The organism is Flavobacterium sp. CFBP9031 (genome assembly GCF_034044945.1).
In the GTDB taxonomy this organism is placed as follows: Bacteria; Bacteroidota; Bacteroidia; order Flavobacteriales; family Flavobacteriaceae; genus Flavobacterium.
The window spans coordinates 138823-152722 of sequence record NZ_JAXCWF010000005.1 but is presented as its reverse complement, the minus strand read 5'-3'; the positions used below and the strand labels follow the sequence as shown (position 1 = coordinate 152722).

Annotated in this window: 14 protein-coding genes; 8 read left to right on the top strand and 6 right to left on the bottom strand. The window is 33.5% G+C overall.

Annotation, left to right across the window (positions count from 1 at the left end):
• Nucleotides 1-94: 94 nt before the first annotated feature.
• A complete protein-coding gene (locus SOM12_RS10405) occupies nucleotides 95-1639 on the bottom strand; it encodes an Rne/Rng family ribonuclease (RefSeq protein ID WP_248729267.1) in 1545 nt (514 codons plus the stop codon).
• 381 nt (nucleotides 1640-2020) lie between these two features.
• Entirely contained in the window at nucleotides 2021-2311 is a 291-nt protein-coding gene (locus SOM12_RS10400; RefSeq protein WP_007805026.1) for an HU family DNA-binding protein, read from the bottom strand.
• A gap of 140 nt (nucleotides 2312-2451) precedes the next feature.
• On the opposite strand from SOM12_RS10400, the gene mutY reads away from it, so the two are divergent.
• From mutY to gldD, 4 genes are read left to right on the top strand one after another with little or no spacing between them, the layout of a single operon-like run.
• Nucleotides 2452-3498 (top strand): A/G-specific adenine glycosylase, encoded by a 1047-nt coding sequence (mutY, locus tag SOM12_RS10395; RefSeq protein WP_320493379.1) that lies wholly within the window; start codon nucleotides 2452-2454, stop codon nucleotides 3496-3498.
• Between the two features lie 35 nt (nucleotides 3499-3533).
• Entirely contained in the window at nucleotides 3534-3971 is a 438-nt protein-coding gene (locus SOM12_RS10390) for a single-stranded DNA-binding protein (RefSeq protein ID WP_095928033.1), read from the top strand.
• Between the two features lie 26 nt (nucleotides 3972-3997).
• On the top strand, nucleotides 3998-5302 hold the full coding sequence (locus SOM12_RS10385) for a gliding motility-associated protein GldE (protein ID WP_320493378.1): 1305 nt from the start codon (nucleotides 3998-4000) through the stop codon (nucleotides 5300-5302).
• On the top strand, nucleotides 5295-5855 hold the full coding sequence (gldD, locus tag SOM12_RS10380; RefSeq protein ID WP_320493377.1) for a gliding motility lipoprotein GldD: 561 nt from the start codon (nucleotides 5295-5297) through the stop codon (nucleotides 5853-5855). Before SOM12_RS10385 ends, gldD begins: the two co-directional genes overlap by 8 nt.
• 47 nt (nucleotides 5856-5902) lie before the next feature.
• On the opposite strand, the gene SOM12_RS10375 is transcribed toward gldD, so the two are convergent.
• A complete protein-coding gene (locus SOM12_RS10375) occupies nucleotides 5903-6280 on the bottom strand; it encodes a heavy-metal-associated domain-containing protein (protein ID WP_320493376.1) in 378 nt (125 codons plus the stop codon).
• A 102-nt stretch (nucleotides 6281-6382) separates the two neighbouring features.
• On the opposite strand from SOM12_RS10375, the gene SOM12_RS10370 reads away from it, so the two are divergent.
• Entirely contained in the window at nucleotides 6383-7249 is an 867-nt protein-coding gene (locus SOM12_RS10370) for a DMT family transporter (RefSeq protein WP_095928029.1), read from the top strand.
• A gap of 284 nt (nucleotides 7250-7533) precedes the next feature.
• Here the strand turns inward: SOM12_RS10370 and SOM12_RS10365 are convergent, their stop codons facing one another.
• Nucleotides 7534-9582 carry a M16 family metallopeptidase gene (locus tag SOM12_RS10365; protein ID WP_172426840.1) on the bottom strand — a complete coding sequence of 683 codons (2049 nt, stop codon included), beginning with the start codon at nucleotides 9580-9582 and terminating at the stop codon, nucleotides 7534-7536.
• A 12-nt stretch (nucleotides 9583-9594) separates the two neighbouring features.
• On the bottom strand, nucleotides 9595-10917 hold the full coding sequence (locus tag SOM12_RS10360) for a M16 family metallopeptidase (protein ID WP_095928027.1): 1323 nt from the start codon (nucleotides 10915-10917) through the stop codon (nucleotides 9595-9597).
• Nucleotides 10918-11191: 274 nt separating this feature from the next.
• On the opposite strand from SOM12_RS10360, the gene rplU reads away from it, so the two are divergent.
• The 3 genes from rplU (at nucleotide 11192) to SOM12_RS10345 (ending at nucleotide 13327) form a co-directional block, all read left to right on the top strand.
• Complete coding sequence (gene rplU, locus SOM12_RS10355) at nucleotides 11192-11629, top strand: 50S ribosomal protein L21 (protein WP_073412831.1); 438 nt, start codon at nucleotides 11192-11194, stop codon at nucleotides 11627-11629.
• Nucleotides 11630-11653: 24 nt separating this feature from the next.
• Nucleotides 11654-11914 (top strand): 50S ribosomal protein L27, encoded by a 261-nt coding sequence (rpmA, locus tag SOM12_RS10350; RefSeq protein WP_012023622.1) that lies wholly within the window; start codon nucleotides 11654-11656, stop codon nucleotides 11912-11914.
• A gap of 120 nt (nucleotides 11915-12034) precedes the next feature.
• Nucleotides 12035-13327 carry a hypothetical protein gene (locus tag SOM12_RS10345; RefSeq protein WP_320493375.1) on the top strand — a complete coding sequence of 431 codons (1293 nt, stop codon included), beginning with the start codon at nucleotides 12035-12037 and terminating at the stop codon, nucleotides 13325-13327.
• 6 nt (nucleotides 13328-13333) lie between these two features.
• On the opposite strand, the gene SOM12_RS10340 is transcribed toward SOM12_RS10345, so the two are convergent.
• Nucleotides 13334-13846, bottom strand: a complete 513-nt coding sequence (locus tag SOM12_RS10340) for a ClbS/DfsB family four-helix bundle protein (protein WP_320493374.1) — start codon at nucleotides 13844-13846, stop codon at nucleotides 13334-13336.
• Nucleotides 13847-13900: the final 54 nt, after the last annotated feature.

Genomic DNA, 13900 nt, shown 5'->3' with positions numbered 1-13900 from the left:
AACGCATAAGCTTTTTTTGTGTTAGTATAAGACATAAAAGAAGTTATAAAAAAGCACAAAAAAACCGCCAATCTCACGAAAGGCGGTTTTTGATTTATTCTGAAATAACATTTCCTTTTTTATCATAGAAATGGTATTCTAAGTACGTGTAAGCGTCACGAGGTATGATTTTCACCCATTTCTTATGTTCAAAAAACCATTTTGAACGTAATGATGGAAAACCTTTACTGAGGTATGCAGCCACAAACGGGTGTGTGTTTAGTACAACCTTATTGTGGGTTTTTAAAAGTCTTTCTAAATCAGCGGTGATCTTATCAATGATTAAAATTGGAGCTTCAATTTCACCATTATGTTTGTTAGGATCTTCCTCTCTGGTTTTGATATTCACTTCTGGTCTTACGCGCTGTCTTGTAATCTGGACCAAACCAAATTTACTCGGCGGTAATATTTTATGTTTTGCTTTATCGTCGCTCATTTCTTCTCGCAAGAAGTCGAACAAAACTTTCCTGTTTTCTGGATTAGACATATCGATAAAATCAACTACGATTATTCCGCCCATATCACGCAAACGAAGTTGTCGTGCGATTTCTGCTGCGGCAATCATATTCACTTCCATGGCTGTGTCTTCTTGGTTGGTCGCTTTATTAGAACGGTTTCCGCTGTTTACGTCTATAACGTGTAACGCTTCAGTGTGTTCTATAATAAGATACGCACCTTTGCTCATGGAAACAGTTCGGCCAAAAGAAGTTTTGATTTGTCTCTCTATATTGTATTTCTCAAAAATGGGAGTGTCATTTGATTGATAAAACTTAACAATCGATTGTTTTGAAGGTGCAATTTCTTGCAAATATTCCTTCGTTTGATGGTACAACTCTTCATCATCTATTTGAATACCACTGAAGGTATCATTAAATACATCTCTTAATATCGAAGAAGCTCTATTAAGCTCTCCTAATACTTTTGATGGATGATGAGCAGTTGGTAATTTTTTACACATTGCAGACCATCTGCCAAGCAGGTTCTGCAAATCTTTTTCTAATTCGGCTACGTTTTTGCCTTCGGCTACTGTACGAACAATAACACCAAATCCTTTAGGTTTGATCGATAGAACAAGTTTTTTTAGACGATCCTTTTCTTTTTTGTCCTCTATTTTTTGAGAAATAGAAACACGGTCAGAGAAAGGAACTAGAACAATAAATCTTCCGGCAAGAGAAAGCTCAGCACTTATTCTTGGGCCTTTGGTTGATATAGGTTCTTTAACTACTTGAACTAAGACAGATTGATTGGCACTTAAAATATCAGTAATGATGCCATCTTTGTCAATCTCTTTTTCAAACTGAAAGGTTTTTAGGGAGAAATCTTTTAATTTACCTGCGCTTACAAGTTTTATGAATTTCAGCTGAGAAGCTAGATTTGGACCCAAATCGTGATAATGTAAAAAGGCATCTTTTTCGAAGCCTACATTTACAAAAGCGGCGTTAAGTCCAGCAACTGGTTTTCTGATTTTGGCAATAAAAATATCACCAACCTGAAAGTTGCTTTTTTCTTCTTCTTTGTGTAATTCAATTAGTTTTCCATCTTTTAATAAGGCAAAATCTACTGCTTCAGAACTAGATCTAATGATTAATTCTTTATTCACACTGTAAATTTTTATCTGTTTTTTCAGAAAATAGAAAAAGAGAGAAGAGTATAGATTAATAAAAATCTAAAATCTTAAGTCTAAAATCTAAAATCTTATCTACAGATGGATTAAACAATATTTTAACAGGTATTGAACCCGGGGAAAATCAGCTTGCAGTTTGTAGTTCTAAGTAATCAGTAGACTGAAGACTAAAAACTGATGACTGAATACTAATTTTCAATTTCAATGAACGTTTAAAAAGAAAAAAGTAGTTTAAAACTACTTTTTCTTTTTGTGGCGGTTAGCTCTCGCTCTTTTTTTACGTTTGTGAGTAGCTACCTTATGTCTCTTTCTTTTTTTACCACTTGGCATATTGTGTCAGATTTATGTTAATTAATATTATTTTGCTTCGTTGTTGGTTTTAACTCCTTCTACAAAAACTTTTGCAGGTTTGAAAGCAGGAATGTTGTGTGCTGGAATTTTAATAGTAGTGTTTTTAGAAATGTTTCTTCCAGTTTTTTCAGCTCTAGTTTTAACGATAAAACTACCAAAACCTCTAAGGTATACATTGTCTCCAGTCTCTAAAGAAGTTTTAACTTCTTCCATAAAAGTTTCTACTGTTGCTTGAACGTCTCCTTTTTCAAGACCTAGCTTCTCTGAAATCTTCGCTACGATATCTGCTTTCGTCATTTTCTTTCCTATTTTATTTTATAAATGGTGTACTATTTTTTTGAGTTTGCAAATATAGGAATTAAAAAAATAATTAATCAAGCTAATTCGTTAAATTTTAATTACATAAACATTTACTTTTGCAATCTAAGTATTTTGCAATGGATTTTCATAACATATTGATAAAATGGTATTTACAGCACCAGCGTGATTTACCGTGGCGAAAAACGGTCGATCCGTACCAGATTTGGCTCTCAGAAATCATGCTTCAGCAGACGCGAGTTGCGCAAGGAATGCCTTATTTTTTTTCATTTACTCAGGAATTTCCTACTGTAAAACATTTAGCAGATGCTTCAGAAGAGAAAGTTTTGAAACTTTGGCAAGGTCTGGGGTATTATTCTCGCGCTCGTAATCTTCATAAAACGGCTCAATATATATCTAATGACTTAAATGGAGTTTTTCCTGATTCTTATAAAGAGCTGCTAAAACTCAAAGGTGTTGGCGAATATACAGCTGCTGCAATAGCTTCTTTTTCTTATAATGAAGCGGTTCCTGTTGTAGATGGAAATGTGTTTAGGGTTTTGGCTCGTTATTTTGATATTGAATCTGATATTGCGCTTCCTGCAACCAAAAAAGAGTTTGCCGCTTTGGCACAGCAATTAATGCCTAAAGATAATCCAGCGATATTCAATCAGGCCATAATGGAGTTTGGTGCGCTGCAATGTGTTCCTAAAAGTCCTAATTGTGCGATTTGTGTTTTTAACGAAAGCTGTGCTGCTTTGCAAAAAGGAAAAGTAAATATGCTTCCTGTTAAGTCAAAAAAGGTAAAAGTGACCAATCGTTACTTTAATTATTTGATTTTAGAAGATGCTTCAGGAAACACATTAATTCAAAAAAGAACTGCAAAAGGAATTTGGCATAATTTATATGAGTTTCCGTTATTGGAAACGCAATCAATTGTTGATTTTGATGAGATTTCTCAAGCAGTCAAAAATGAAATTTTTACAAAGTATACTATTATAAGTATAGAAGATTGCAACGAATCGACGCTTATACACAAGCTTTCGCACCAACATTTGCATATTCAATTTTGGAAAATTAAAGTGAAAGAGGAAGTCGAAAACGGAGTAGATGCTCAAAAATTGAAAACTTTTCCTTTTCCTATTGTGTTGTATAATTTTATAGAAAAGCAAGAAATAAATTGCTAAAAAAATGTATCTTTGGGAGAAATACCACCAAAACTATGAACGGAACATTAAATAAAGTGATGCTTATTGGCCATTTAGGCGATGATGTAAAGATGCATTATTTTGATGGAGGAAACTGCATCGGACGTTTTCAGCTGGCTACCAATGAGGTATATATCAATAAAACGACTAATGAAAAGATAACTTCTACAGAATGGCATAATTTGGTTGTGCGTAATAAAGCCGCAGAGATTTGCGAAAAATATCTTTCTAAAGGAGACAAAATTTATGTCGAAGGAAGAATAAAATCTCGCCAGTGGCAAACAGAAGATGGGACGACAAAATATACGACCGAAATTCAGGTAACGGAGTTTACTTTCCTGACAACTAAAAAAGAAACTGCGTATACTAAACAAAACCAGGATACAGAGTCGGCAAAAAACACTAACTTTGATGCTCCTGAAGGGCTTCCAATTAACGATCTGCCCTTTTAAGCGATGTTTAACTAATTTTATGCAATTTGGACCCAGAGCCCAGTTTACTTTTTTCTACAAATCTTGACGCCAATTTAATTATTGGTTTCGTCGGAATTTTTATTTTATTATTTCTTTCAGCAATCGTTTCTGGTGCTGAAGTAGCTCTTTTTTCTTTATCGCAGCAAGACATAGATGATTCTTTAAATGATAGTCCAGCAAAAGGTAAAATTATTTCGAATCTACTAGAAAAGCCTAAAAAACTTTTGGCAACTTTATTGGTTGCGAATAACTTTTTTAATATTGGTGTAGTAATCCTGTTCGCTTATATAGGGCAAAATATTTTTGCCAACATAAGTTCGCCAGCCTTTAAGTTTACTCTAGAGGTAATTTTAGTTACTTTTTTAATTTTATTATTTGGCGAAGTTCTTCCTAAAGTTTACGCTAGCAGAAATAGTATTCGTTTTGCTAAGCGAGTTGCGTATCCGCTGGCATTTTTAGACAAAGTGCTTTCTCCGGTTAGTTTGCCAATGCGTGCCGTTACTATATATTTTCAAAATAAATTAGGAAAGCAAAAAAGTAATTTTTCTGTCAATCAACTTTCTCAGGCATTGGAACTTACTGATTCGGAAGGAACATCTACAGAAGAGCAGAAAATTCTAGAAGGAATTGTTTCTTTTGGAAATACAGATACAAAACAGGTAATGAGTCCGAGAATTGATATTTTTGCATTGGAAATATCAGAAACATTTGCGGAGATTTATCCTAAAATAATAGAAACAGGTTTTTCGAGAATTCCGGTTTATCGAGATAATATCGATCAGATTGAAGGCGTACTTTTCGTAAAAGATTTATTGCCTCATATTGAGAAAGAAGAATTTGACTGGACTTCTTTGATTAGAGAAGCCTTTTTTGTTCCTGAGAATAAAAAATTAGATAATCTGCTAAAGGATTTTCAGAGCTTAAAAAGCCATTTAGCCATTGTGGTTGATGAATATGGAGGTACTTCTGGATTAGTTTCTTTAGAAGATGTTATCGAAGAAATTGTTGGTGATATTAGTGATGAGTTTGACGATGAAAATCTAAACTTCTCGCAGATCGATGAGAATAATTTTCTTTTTGAAGGAAAAATAAACCTGAAAGATTTCTATCGAATTGTAGATGTCGATGAAGATGTCTTTGAAGCTCATAAAGGAGAAGCCGAAACATTGGCCGGATTCATTCTGGAGATTTTGGGTAATTTTCCGAAAAAAGATCAAAAAGTGCCTTTTGAAAACTGTATTTTCACTGTAGAAACAGTTGATAAAAAGCGTGTAAAACAAATAAAAGTAACAATAAATAAAAATGTTTAATAAAATACTTTCAATAACAGCAATTTTGCTTGCTCTAACGGTTATAAGCTGTAAAAATGATGTTTTGCCAAAACCAGCAAGTTACCTGCGATTAGATTATCCGGAAGCAAAATATGTGAATTTTGAAAACAATTGTCCGTTTGCTTTCGAAATGAATGAAGATGCAATCATCAAAGGAGAGAAAGAATGCGGATTTGCAATCACGTATCCAAAGATGAAAGCAACGATTTATTTGACATATAAGCCAGTAAATGGAAATATTGATAAGTTATTGCGTGATGCACAAAAACTGACTTACGAACACGTTATTAAAGCCGATGATATTTTGGAACAGCCGTATTTAAATCCGCAGAAAAAGGTTTACGGAATGTTTTATCAAGTTGACGGAAATGCAGCGACAAACTCTCAATTTTACGTTACAGATAGCACAAAACATTTTTTAATAGGTTCTGTGTATTTTTATGCAAAACCAAATTTCGACTCGATTATGCCTGCCGCGAGTTACGTTAAAAATGATATGCAGCGTTTGATGGAAACGTTGAAATGGAAATAAAAAAAGGAATCCAAATCGGATTCCTTTTTTTATTGTAATTGATCTGTTTACGATTTAAAATTCGAAACTTTATATGTTTTCCCATCTCCAGTTTCTTGAACCACTTTTGTTAAAGATTCTGAGTTTTGGATTGTTTTGTCAAAACTTACCGTTGCAGTTTTTTTGTCAAAATCAACTGTTGCTTTGTCAACGCCGTCAAGATTAGCTAATTCTTCTTCTATTGTTTTTGCGCATCCCATAGCACAAGTCATTCCGTCAATTTTGAAGCTTGCTGTTTGAAGATTTTCGGCAGCAATAGGTTTGTGTTCTTTTGGAGCACTTTTTTCTGCATTTACAACCTCAAGACTTTTGTCTTCTGCTTTTTTACAGCCAACAAATACTAAACCAGCGATTGCTGCAGCGAATAAGATTTTTGAAATTTTCATTATATATAAATTTAAAAATTGCGAATAAGATTCTTGCAAAATTAATAAAAAGAGAATGCTTAGTCCGTAAAATAATTACAAATTTGCAGTAAATAACAATTTATGGAAACAAAACAGTTAAAGTGGATTTACTTAACGATACTTTCTCTTATCTGGGGAAGCTCTTTTATTCTAATAAAAAAAGGATTGATTGGCTTAAGTGCTGTTCAGGTAGGATCGTTCCGAATTATTTTTGCTGCTTTGTTTTTATTGATTGTGGGTTTTAATAGTCTGAAAAAGATTTCGCGCCGCCAATGGAAATTTGTCGCCATAACTTCGCTTTTCGGGACTTTTATACCGGCTTATCTTTTTGCTATTGCAGAAACTCAGGTTAATAGTTCGATAGTTGCGATTTTAAATTCGTTAACGCCATTAAACACTTTGATTCTAGGAATTATAGCATTTGGGATTCAGTTTCAAAAACGACAGGTTTTAGGCGTTTTTGTCGGACTTGTAGGTTGTCTGCTTTTGGTTTTAAGCGGAGATTCTGCAAGTGGAACTCAAAATTACCTCTATGTTTTATTGGTTGTTATTGCAACGCTTAGTTATGCTATTAACGTAAATCTAATTAAAAAATATCTTCACGATCTAAATTCTGTAAGTATTACAACAGGAAATTTTGCAGTTTTACTTTTACCTGCATTAATCATTTTAAGTACAACCGATATCAGTCAGAAAATACATTTTGCAGAAACACAGCATTCTATACTTTTTGTAGCGATTTTAGGTGTTCTTGGGACAGGAATCGCCAACATTCTTTTCTTCAAGCTGATTCAGATGTCATCGCCAGTTTTTGCAACATCTGTGACATATTTAATTCCGATCGTAGCATTCTTCTGGGGACTTTTAGATAATGAATTCCTGACGCCAATTCAATCTGTTGGCGCTTTTATTATTTTAATTGGAGTTTATTTGTCGGCTAAGAAGTGATTTGAATTGTGAAATGTTACTTGTAAAATGTAAAATGTGATTTGATGCGAATGTCTCCCTGAGCGATTCCGAGGCTTGGGGAGAAAGGCGTTCCAATAGGGGTGGGGCTTCGACTTCATTCAGCCTAACAAAAGAGAGTTTTTTTCTAATATCGCGGAGTCGCTTAGCCTGACAAAACGTAATGAATAAAAAAAAGCTTTGTCAAAGTTTTAAACTTTGACAAAGCCTTAAAGTCTTAGGCCCTTAGCAACTTAGTATCTTAGTATCTCAGAACTTAGCATCTTTTAAAGAAAATCTTTCTCAGAAACCCCTTCGTTAATCTTAATATCAGACATCTTAATATCTAATTCAAAACCAACATTCTGAACTAAGTTAAAAGGAACTTTAACGCCTTTTACTTCTTTATAATCATTGAAATTAGTGATTTGTTCAACTGATTTTCCGCCTTGTTCGCGAACTTTAGATTCGGCTGTTTTTAATCCAGATTTAACGTCGTAATAATACTTTGTTTTGCCATCTTTAATTACGTAAGCATCATTTCCGTTAATTGGTTCAATTCCTTCTACTTTAAGGTCTGTTCTTTTTACAAGTTGTAATTCTTCAAAAGGAGCGGCATTAGCTTTCATTTCGGCTAAATCTTCACCTTCAAGGTTTTTTCTTTGGCCTTGCTGTTCAACGTAAGCACCTTTTTCGTTAACCACCTGTTTCATTAAATTCATAGTTCCCATAGAAAGCGAAACCATCATTTTTCCTTTCGAATCTAATTTAGAGGTAAACGTTAATGGATTAGGGGCCTGCGGAACAGTTGTTGTGCCATTCATGTATAATGTTTTTACTGCGGTAACAGCTTTTTCTCCACCAATTGCGTTAATATAGTTTTCAAAAACCGTTTTTGCGCTAACATCTTTAGGAGCCTCTTTTTTTGTAGCAGGTTTTTCAACTGGATTTCCGTATTTGTCGAAATAATGAATCGGAATTTGTAATTTTTCTAAACCAGGAAGTACATCAGAACCTTTGCCAACTATTACGATACGCATATTGTCTAACAAGAAATACTTGTTGGCCACACGATAAATATCATCGGCAGTAACATTGTTAATGGTCTGAATGTATTTTTCGTAGAAATCTGCAGGAAGTTTTTCTGTTTCAATGTTCAAGGCGTAACGCGCAACAGCTTGCGGTTTTTCAACTTGCATTACAAATCTTCCAATATAGCCTGCTTTTACATTTCTTAAAACTTCTGGATCAACTCTTTCTGTTCTAATTCGCTTTATTTCTTTAACGAATTGAACAACAGCGCTATCTGTTACCGTATTTCTAACAGCAGATGAAGCCTTAAATTTAGTGACATATTTCCCGCTCCCAATGCTAGAACTTGCTCCATAAGTCCAAGCGTGCTGTTCGCGTAAATTCATGTTTAAGTAGCTATTAAAATCGCCTCCAAGAATTTGATTGGCAATAACGGCAGGAAAAAAATCTGGATCGTTCATTCTTAAATTTACCGTATTTACTAATGAAATTTCAGATTGAACCGCATTTGGAACATCAACAAAATCGATTTGTAAGCTCGAAACATTTACTGGAGTTGGGTAAGTGTTTTTTGGTGCAGTCTGCTTTTTCCATCCGCTGAATAATTTTTCAACAGCAGTTTTTGCTTCTTTAAATTTGACGTCTCCAATAATAACTAAATAAGCATTTTCTGGAACGAAATAAGTATTGTAATTGTTTTGGACATCTGCAAGAGTTACATTTTTTACAGTCTCTTCAGAAAGATATTCTCCTACCGGATGATTTTTCCCAAAAGCCAAAACGTCAACTACTCGGTTTGAAATGGCAGGAACGCTTTTTTCGTCGGCTTTAAGACCTTCCAAAAGTTTTGCTTTTTCTTTATCAAATTCAGTTTGAGTGAAATTAGGTTGTAAAGCACCTTCTGCTAAAAGCTCTAAAACGCGGCCAGAATATTTTGACAATGAACTTGCATAGGCGCCTTGAGAAGTAAAGTTGATATTAGCTCCGTAAAAATCAATTTCTTCGTTAAAAGCTTCTTTGGTTGTTTTTTTAGTTCCGTTTCCAATTAAGCTGCTGGTCAATTCATCAACCCCTTTTTTGTTGCCTTCAGTAAACGGAGCATTATCTAAAGTAAGTGTATAGCTCACTCTAGGTAATTTGTGGTTTTCAACAACTAAAACTTTCATTCCGTTTGCTAAAACAAAGGTCTGCGGTTTTTTGATGTTGACTACTGGGGCATTTCCTGGTTTGGGTTGTGGACGATCTTGTGCTTGCATAATTCCAGTTAGGAAAATAAGGATTAAAAAAGGATATATTTTTTTCATGATTCGATATTCTTAGTTTTGAGATTTGGCAGTAGGAACATAATCTAAAATCAAACGCTGATTCGGATTCAGGTATTTTTTGGCAACTTCTCTAATTTCTTCTCTCGTAATAGAATGGTAAATGTCGATTTCGGTATTAATTAAATTGACATCTCCGTAAAGAAGATAATAAGAAGCCAGATTTTCTGCAATTCCTTCTACGCTTGCATTGGCATTTACGTAATTGTTATCGAATTTATTCTGTAATTTTTCATAATCTTTTTCGGAAATAAGATCGGTTTGGATTTTTACAATTTCCTCATCCATTTCCTTTAAAATATCATTAATGGTGTATGGTGCCATTGGTAGGCCGTAAAGAATGTACATTCCATAATCTTCTTGACTAAATCCTACTGCGCCAATTTGTAACGCCATTTTTTTGTCGTCAACTATTTTTTTATAAAGTTTAGAACTTTTTCCATCACTTAAATAAGAAGAAATTAAATCTAAAACCCTTGCATCTCTTGTTTTCATTGAAGGTGTTCTATAAGAAGCCACAATCATTGGGATCTGAATATTCGGATCTTCGTAAGTTGCTTTAATGGTTTGGTTTATAGGTTCTTCTGTGTAGGTTTGTTTTTTAACTTCTTCACCTTTTGGAATTGGTCCAAAATATTTCTGAATCCATTCTTTGGTTTTTGTTTTTTCAAAATCTCCTGCAACGACCAAAACGGCATTATTTGGAGTATAGAATTTTTTATTGAAAGCTTGGAATTCTTCAAGAGTTGCGGCATCCAAATCTTTCATAGAACCAATTGTAGTCCATCTATAAGGATGATTTTTGAACATGTTCTTTTTAACCTCAGGAAGAATATTTCCGTACGGCTGATTGTCATAACGCATTCTTTTTTCTTCTTTTACGACTTCATTCTGCGTGTCAACTCCAATCTTATTAATAATAGGATGCATTAATCTTTCAGATTCCATCCATAAACCAAGTTCTAAACTGTTAGAAGGAAAAACTTCATAATAATAAGTTCGGTCATCAGATGTGTTGGCGTTGTTTACGCCTCCATTTGCAGTAACAATTTTCATCCATTCCCCACGTTTTATATTTTGGGTTCCTTCAAATAATAGATGTTCAAAAAAGTGAGCAAATCCAGTTCTGTCAGGACGTTCGTCTTTTGATCCCACATGATACATTACCGAAGTGATAACGACAGGGGCAGAAGGGTCATTGTGTAAAATGACATGTAGGCCATTGTCTAAGTCGTATTCTTCGAAAGCTACTTTTTGGGCATGAGCCACTCCGCCAAGCATTAATGCAGCACTTAACATCATTACTGATTTTTTCATAAAGATTAATAATTTTAAAATATCAACATATAGTAGGTAGATAAGAGTTGATTTTGGTTACATCAAAAATAGTTTTTTTTAATTACGAATTGTAGATTTGTTTTTAAATAAATACGATTTTAACAATCTTTTACTTTAAATTAATTCTATTTTATGTGCAGAACTACTTGAAAAACAAGGTTTTTTCGGGTAAAAATATTTTTGCTTGTATGGGTTGCATAGTAAATTATTAGTTGTATATTTGCAACCTTAAAATTCAATAAATCAATTTGATATGTATGCAATCGTAGAGATAGCAGGGCAACAATTTAAAGTAAGCAAAGACTTAAAGGTTTATGTTCACCGTTTAGCTAATGAAGAAGGTTCAAAAGTTTCTTTTGACAAAGTTCTTTTATTAGATGATAATGGAAATGTAACTTTAGGCGCCCCAGCTATAGAAGGTGCTTCAGTAGAAGCTAAAGTGTTACAACACTTAAAAGGTGATAAAGTTATCGTTTTCAAAAAGAAAAGAAGAAAAGGATACAAAAAAAGAAATGGTCACAGACAATATCTTACACAAATTGTAATTGAAGGTATTACTGCAGCAGGAGGAACTAAAAAAGCAGCAGCTAAAAAAGCGGTTGTAGCAGAAGAAGCAGCTACTGAAGAAGTAGAAGCTCCAAAAGCTAAAAAAGCAGCTCCAAAAGCAAAAAAAGAAGCTACTAAAGAATAATAACAATATTTAAACTCATACGTCATGGCTCACAAGAAAGGTGTCGGTAGTTCGAAGAATGGTAGAGAATCAGAATCAAAACGTTTAGGCGTTAAGATTTATGGTGGACAAGCTGCTATTGCTGGGAACATCATCGTTAGACAAAGAGGTTCAAAACACAATCCAGGTGAAAACGTTTACATTAGTAAAGATCACACTCTTCACGCAAGAGTTGCTGGAGTTGTTAAGTTCCAAAAGAAAAGAGATAACAAATCTTATGTATCTATTATTCCTTTCGAGGCTTAATAATTTAAGATTACTTTTTATAAAAAACCCGTTCAGAAATGATCGGGTTTTTTTATTTCTATAGCTTTTTTGGAAAGACTTTAAAACTTACATTTGTTTAGCCTCTTTAAATAAAAAAGTTTGAAAAAGATTTTATTATTGTTTTTGTTGTGCTGTCTTGGCACTTATGCAAATACTCCTTCGGAAAATATTGTAAGTCATTTAAGTTCTTTAAATGAAAAACAGAAAAAAACTTTATATGAATTTGAAGTTCTAAAAAGGAATGGCTTTAAAACAGATCAATTTTGGGAGGAAAACAAAAGATTGTTTCCAGAGTTTGATTCTAAAACGAGAGATGAATTAGCGCAGCAGATTTTTGAAAATTCCAAAGTAATCTACGAACCTCAAAAAAACTCCAGAGTTCAAATTTGGATGCAGACTCAATTGTTTACGAACTGGATGTTTTATTTGTCGGCCTTTATAGCTATTTGTGCGGTTATCGCGCTCTTTAAAAAATATTGGAGTTTATGGATTGGATTTCTTCTCAAGCGTTTAGAGCCTGTTTTAAGATATTTATTTTCTCCCTTATTGTTGACTTTTGAATTGCTGGTAATCGGACTCGCTTGTATCTTTTATGCTGTTTCTGTTGAGGATTTTGTAGTGCGAACAGTAATTATTCATTTAGGATTATTTTTATTGTGGAGTCAGTCAACGGCTTTGTTTACTAGAGAATATTGGGTTAAAAAATACGTTTTTGAGATCGGAAGTAATTTCTGGGGAAAAGATCCGTGGGAGACCATAAAAACAATATGTCTGCCAGCTGTTTTGGTTACATTGGCTCTTTGGTATGTATTGTATAAAGTTCCTGCAGATATTTTTTATAACTACGAAATTGTGGTTTCAGCAATTGCTGCAATTTATGCTTTACCGTTTTGGCGTACATTGGAAAAATTTATGTATCCAATTTTATTTCCTTTTAAGAATGAAGTATATAGAGAAAGAAGTGTCAATTCTCTAGCCGCATGTACAGTTGTAGCGGTTGTTTTGACTATTGTTCTTGTGCTGCAATGGAGTGCTGTTTTTTATAATGTTATTGCGGCATTCATAAGTTTGGAGATTTTTTCATTTTTAATACTGTCATTAAAAATGAATCATAAATACAGTTTTAGAAATTATTATTTTATACAATTGGTAACGTTCCTTTTTCTTGGTGCGGTTTTTCTGTATGGTTTTTATTTTGGTTTATACGAAGTGATCTGGTTTGCCATTATAGGATCAACCTTATTTGTAATAATAAAGTATATGGAAGTTTTTTCTTTTTTCTCAAATTGGAAAAGAGGAAGAGGTTGGGCTTGGAAATTATTGGGACTTGCTTTATTGTTGTGGTTAATGGGCAAAGGGATTTTGTATGTTTCTAAATTTGTCTTTTCTTAATTGAAATTATAAAATATTGTTTTCTTTTTTCCACTTGCGAATTCTGCCTCTTGCATTATTGTAAGGAGATGCCGTATTAAATTGTATCATTCTGCCTAATGTCCACTTTTCATACCAAGCGGTTTCATATAATTCGGTATTAGATTTCTCTTCAATTAAAGAAAGAATCTTTTGAACGGTATTGTTTAGTTTAGTGCATAAGGTATTAAAGTCGTCTTTTTCATAATCCTTATAGAATTTTTGTGCCAGTTTTCCCAATTCATTCCATTTGTAACCTGTTTCAGGAAAATCGACCGTTTCGTTTAGTTCTTTCTTTGTGTTCCATTTTAGCACCAATTCTCCCCATCCTATTAAATAAGAAACAAGATTGTTAATGCTTATTAATGTATCTTTTGCATGCCCCTGTAAATTTGGAATTGTGGTGGATTCTTCAGGAGTTTTAGACAACTCTTTTTTGAGCTTACTGTAATTGGTTTTGATTGCAGTTTGCAATTCTTCTTTGTTTTTTGGAATAGCCATGATTTAAGAGAGTAAAACTTTATCAAATTTATATAAAAAAACCTTTGTCAAAAT

Bases quoted from the DNA above. Each gene is read 5' to 3' on its own strand.
- SOM12_RS10400 (WP_007805026.1), bottom strand. From the start codon at position 2,311: ATGACGAAAGCAGATATCGTAGCGAAGATTTCAGAGAAGCTAGGTCTT.
- mutY (WP_320493379.1), top strand. From the start codon at position 2,452: ATGGATTTTCATAACATATTGATAAAATGGTATTTACAGCACCAGCGT.
- SOM12_RS10390 (WP_095928033.1), top strand. From the start codon at position 3,534: ATGAACGGAACATTAAATAAAGTGATGCTTATTGGCCATTTAGGCGAT.
- gldD (WP_320493377.1), top strand. From the start codon at position 5,295: ATGTTTAATAAAATACTTTCAATAACAGCAATTTTGCTTGCTCTAACG.
- SOM12_RS10375 (WP_320493376.1), bottom strand. From the start codon at position 6,280: ATGAAAATTTCAAAAATCTTATTCGCTGCAGCAATCGCTGGTTTAGTA.
- SOM12_RS10370 (WP_095928029.1), top strand. From the start codon at position 6,383: ATGGAAACAAAACAGTTAAAGTGGATTTACTTAACGATACTTTCTCTT.
- SOM12_RS10365 (WP_172426840.1), bottom strand. From the start codon at position 9,582: ATGAAAAAAATATATCCTTTTTTAATCCTTATTTTCCTAACTGGAATT.
- SOM12_RS10360 (WP_095928027.1), bottom strand. From the start codon at position 10,917: ATGAAAAAATCAGTAATGATGTTAAGTGCTGCATTAATGCTTGGCGGA.
- rplU (WP_073412831.1), top strand. From the start codon at position 11,192: ATGTATGCAATCGTAGAGATAGCAGGGCAACAATTTAAAGTAAGCAAA.
- rpmA (WP_012023622.1), top strand. From the start codon at position 11,654: ATGGCTCACAAGAAAGGTGTCGGTAGTTCGAAGAATGGTAGAGAATCA.
- SOM12_RS10340 (WP_320493374.1), bottom strand. From the start codon at position 13,846: ATGGCTATTCCAAAAAACAAAGAAGAATTGCAAACTGCAATCAAAACC.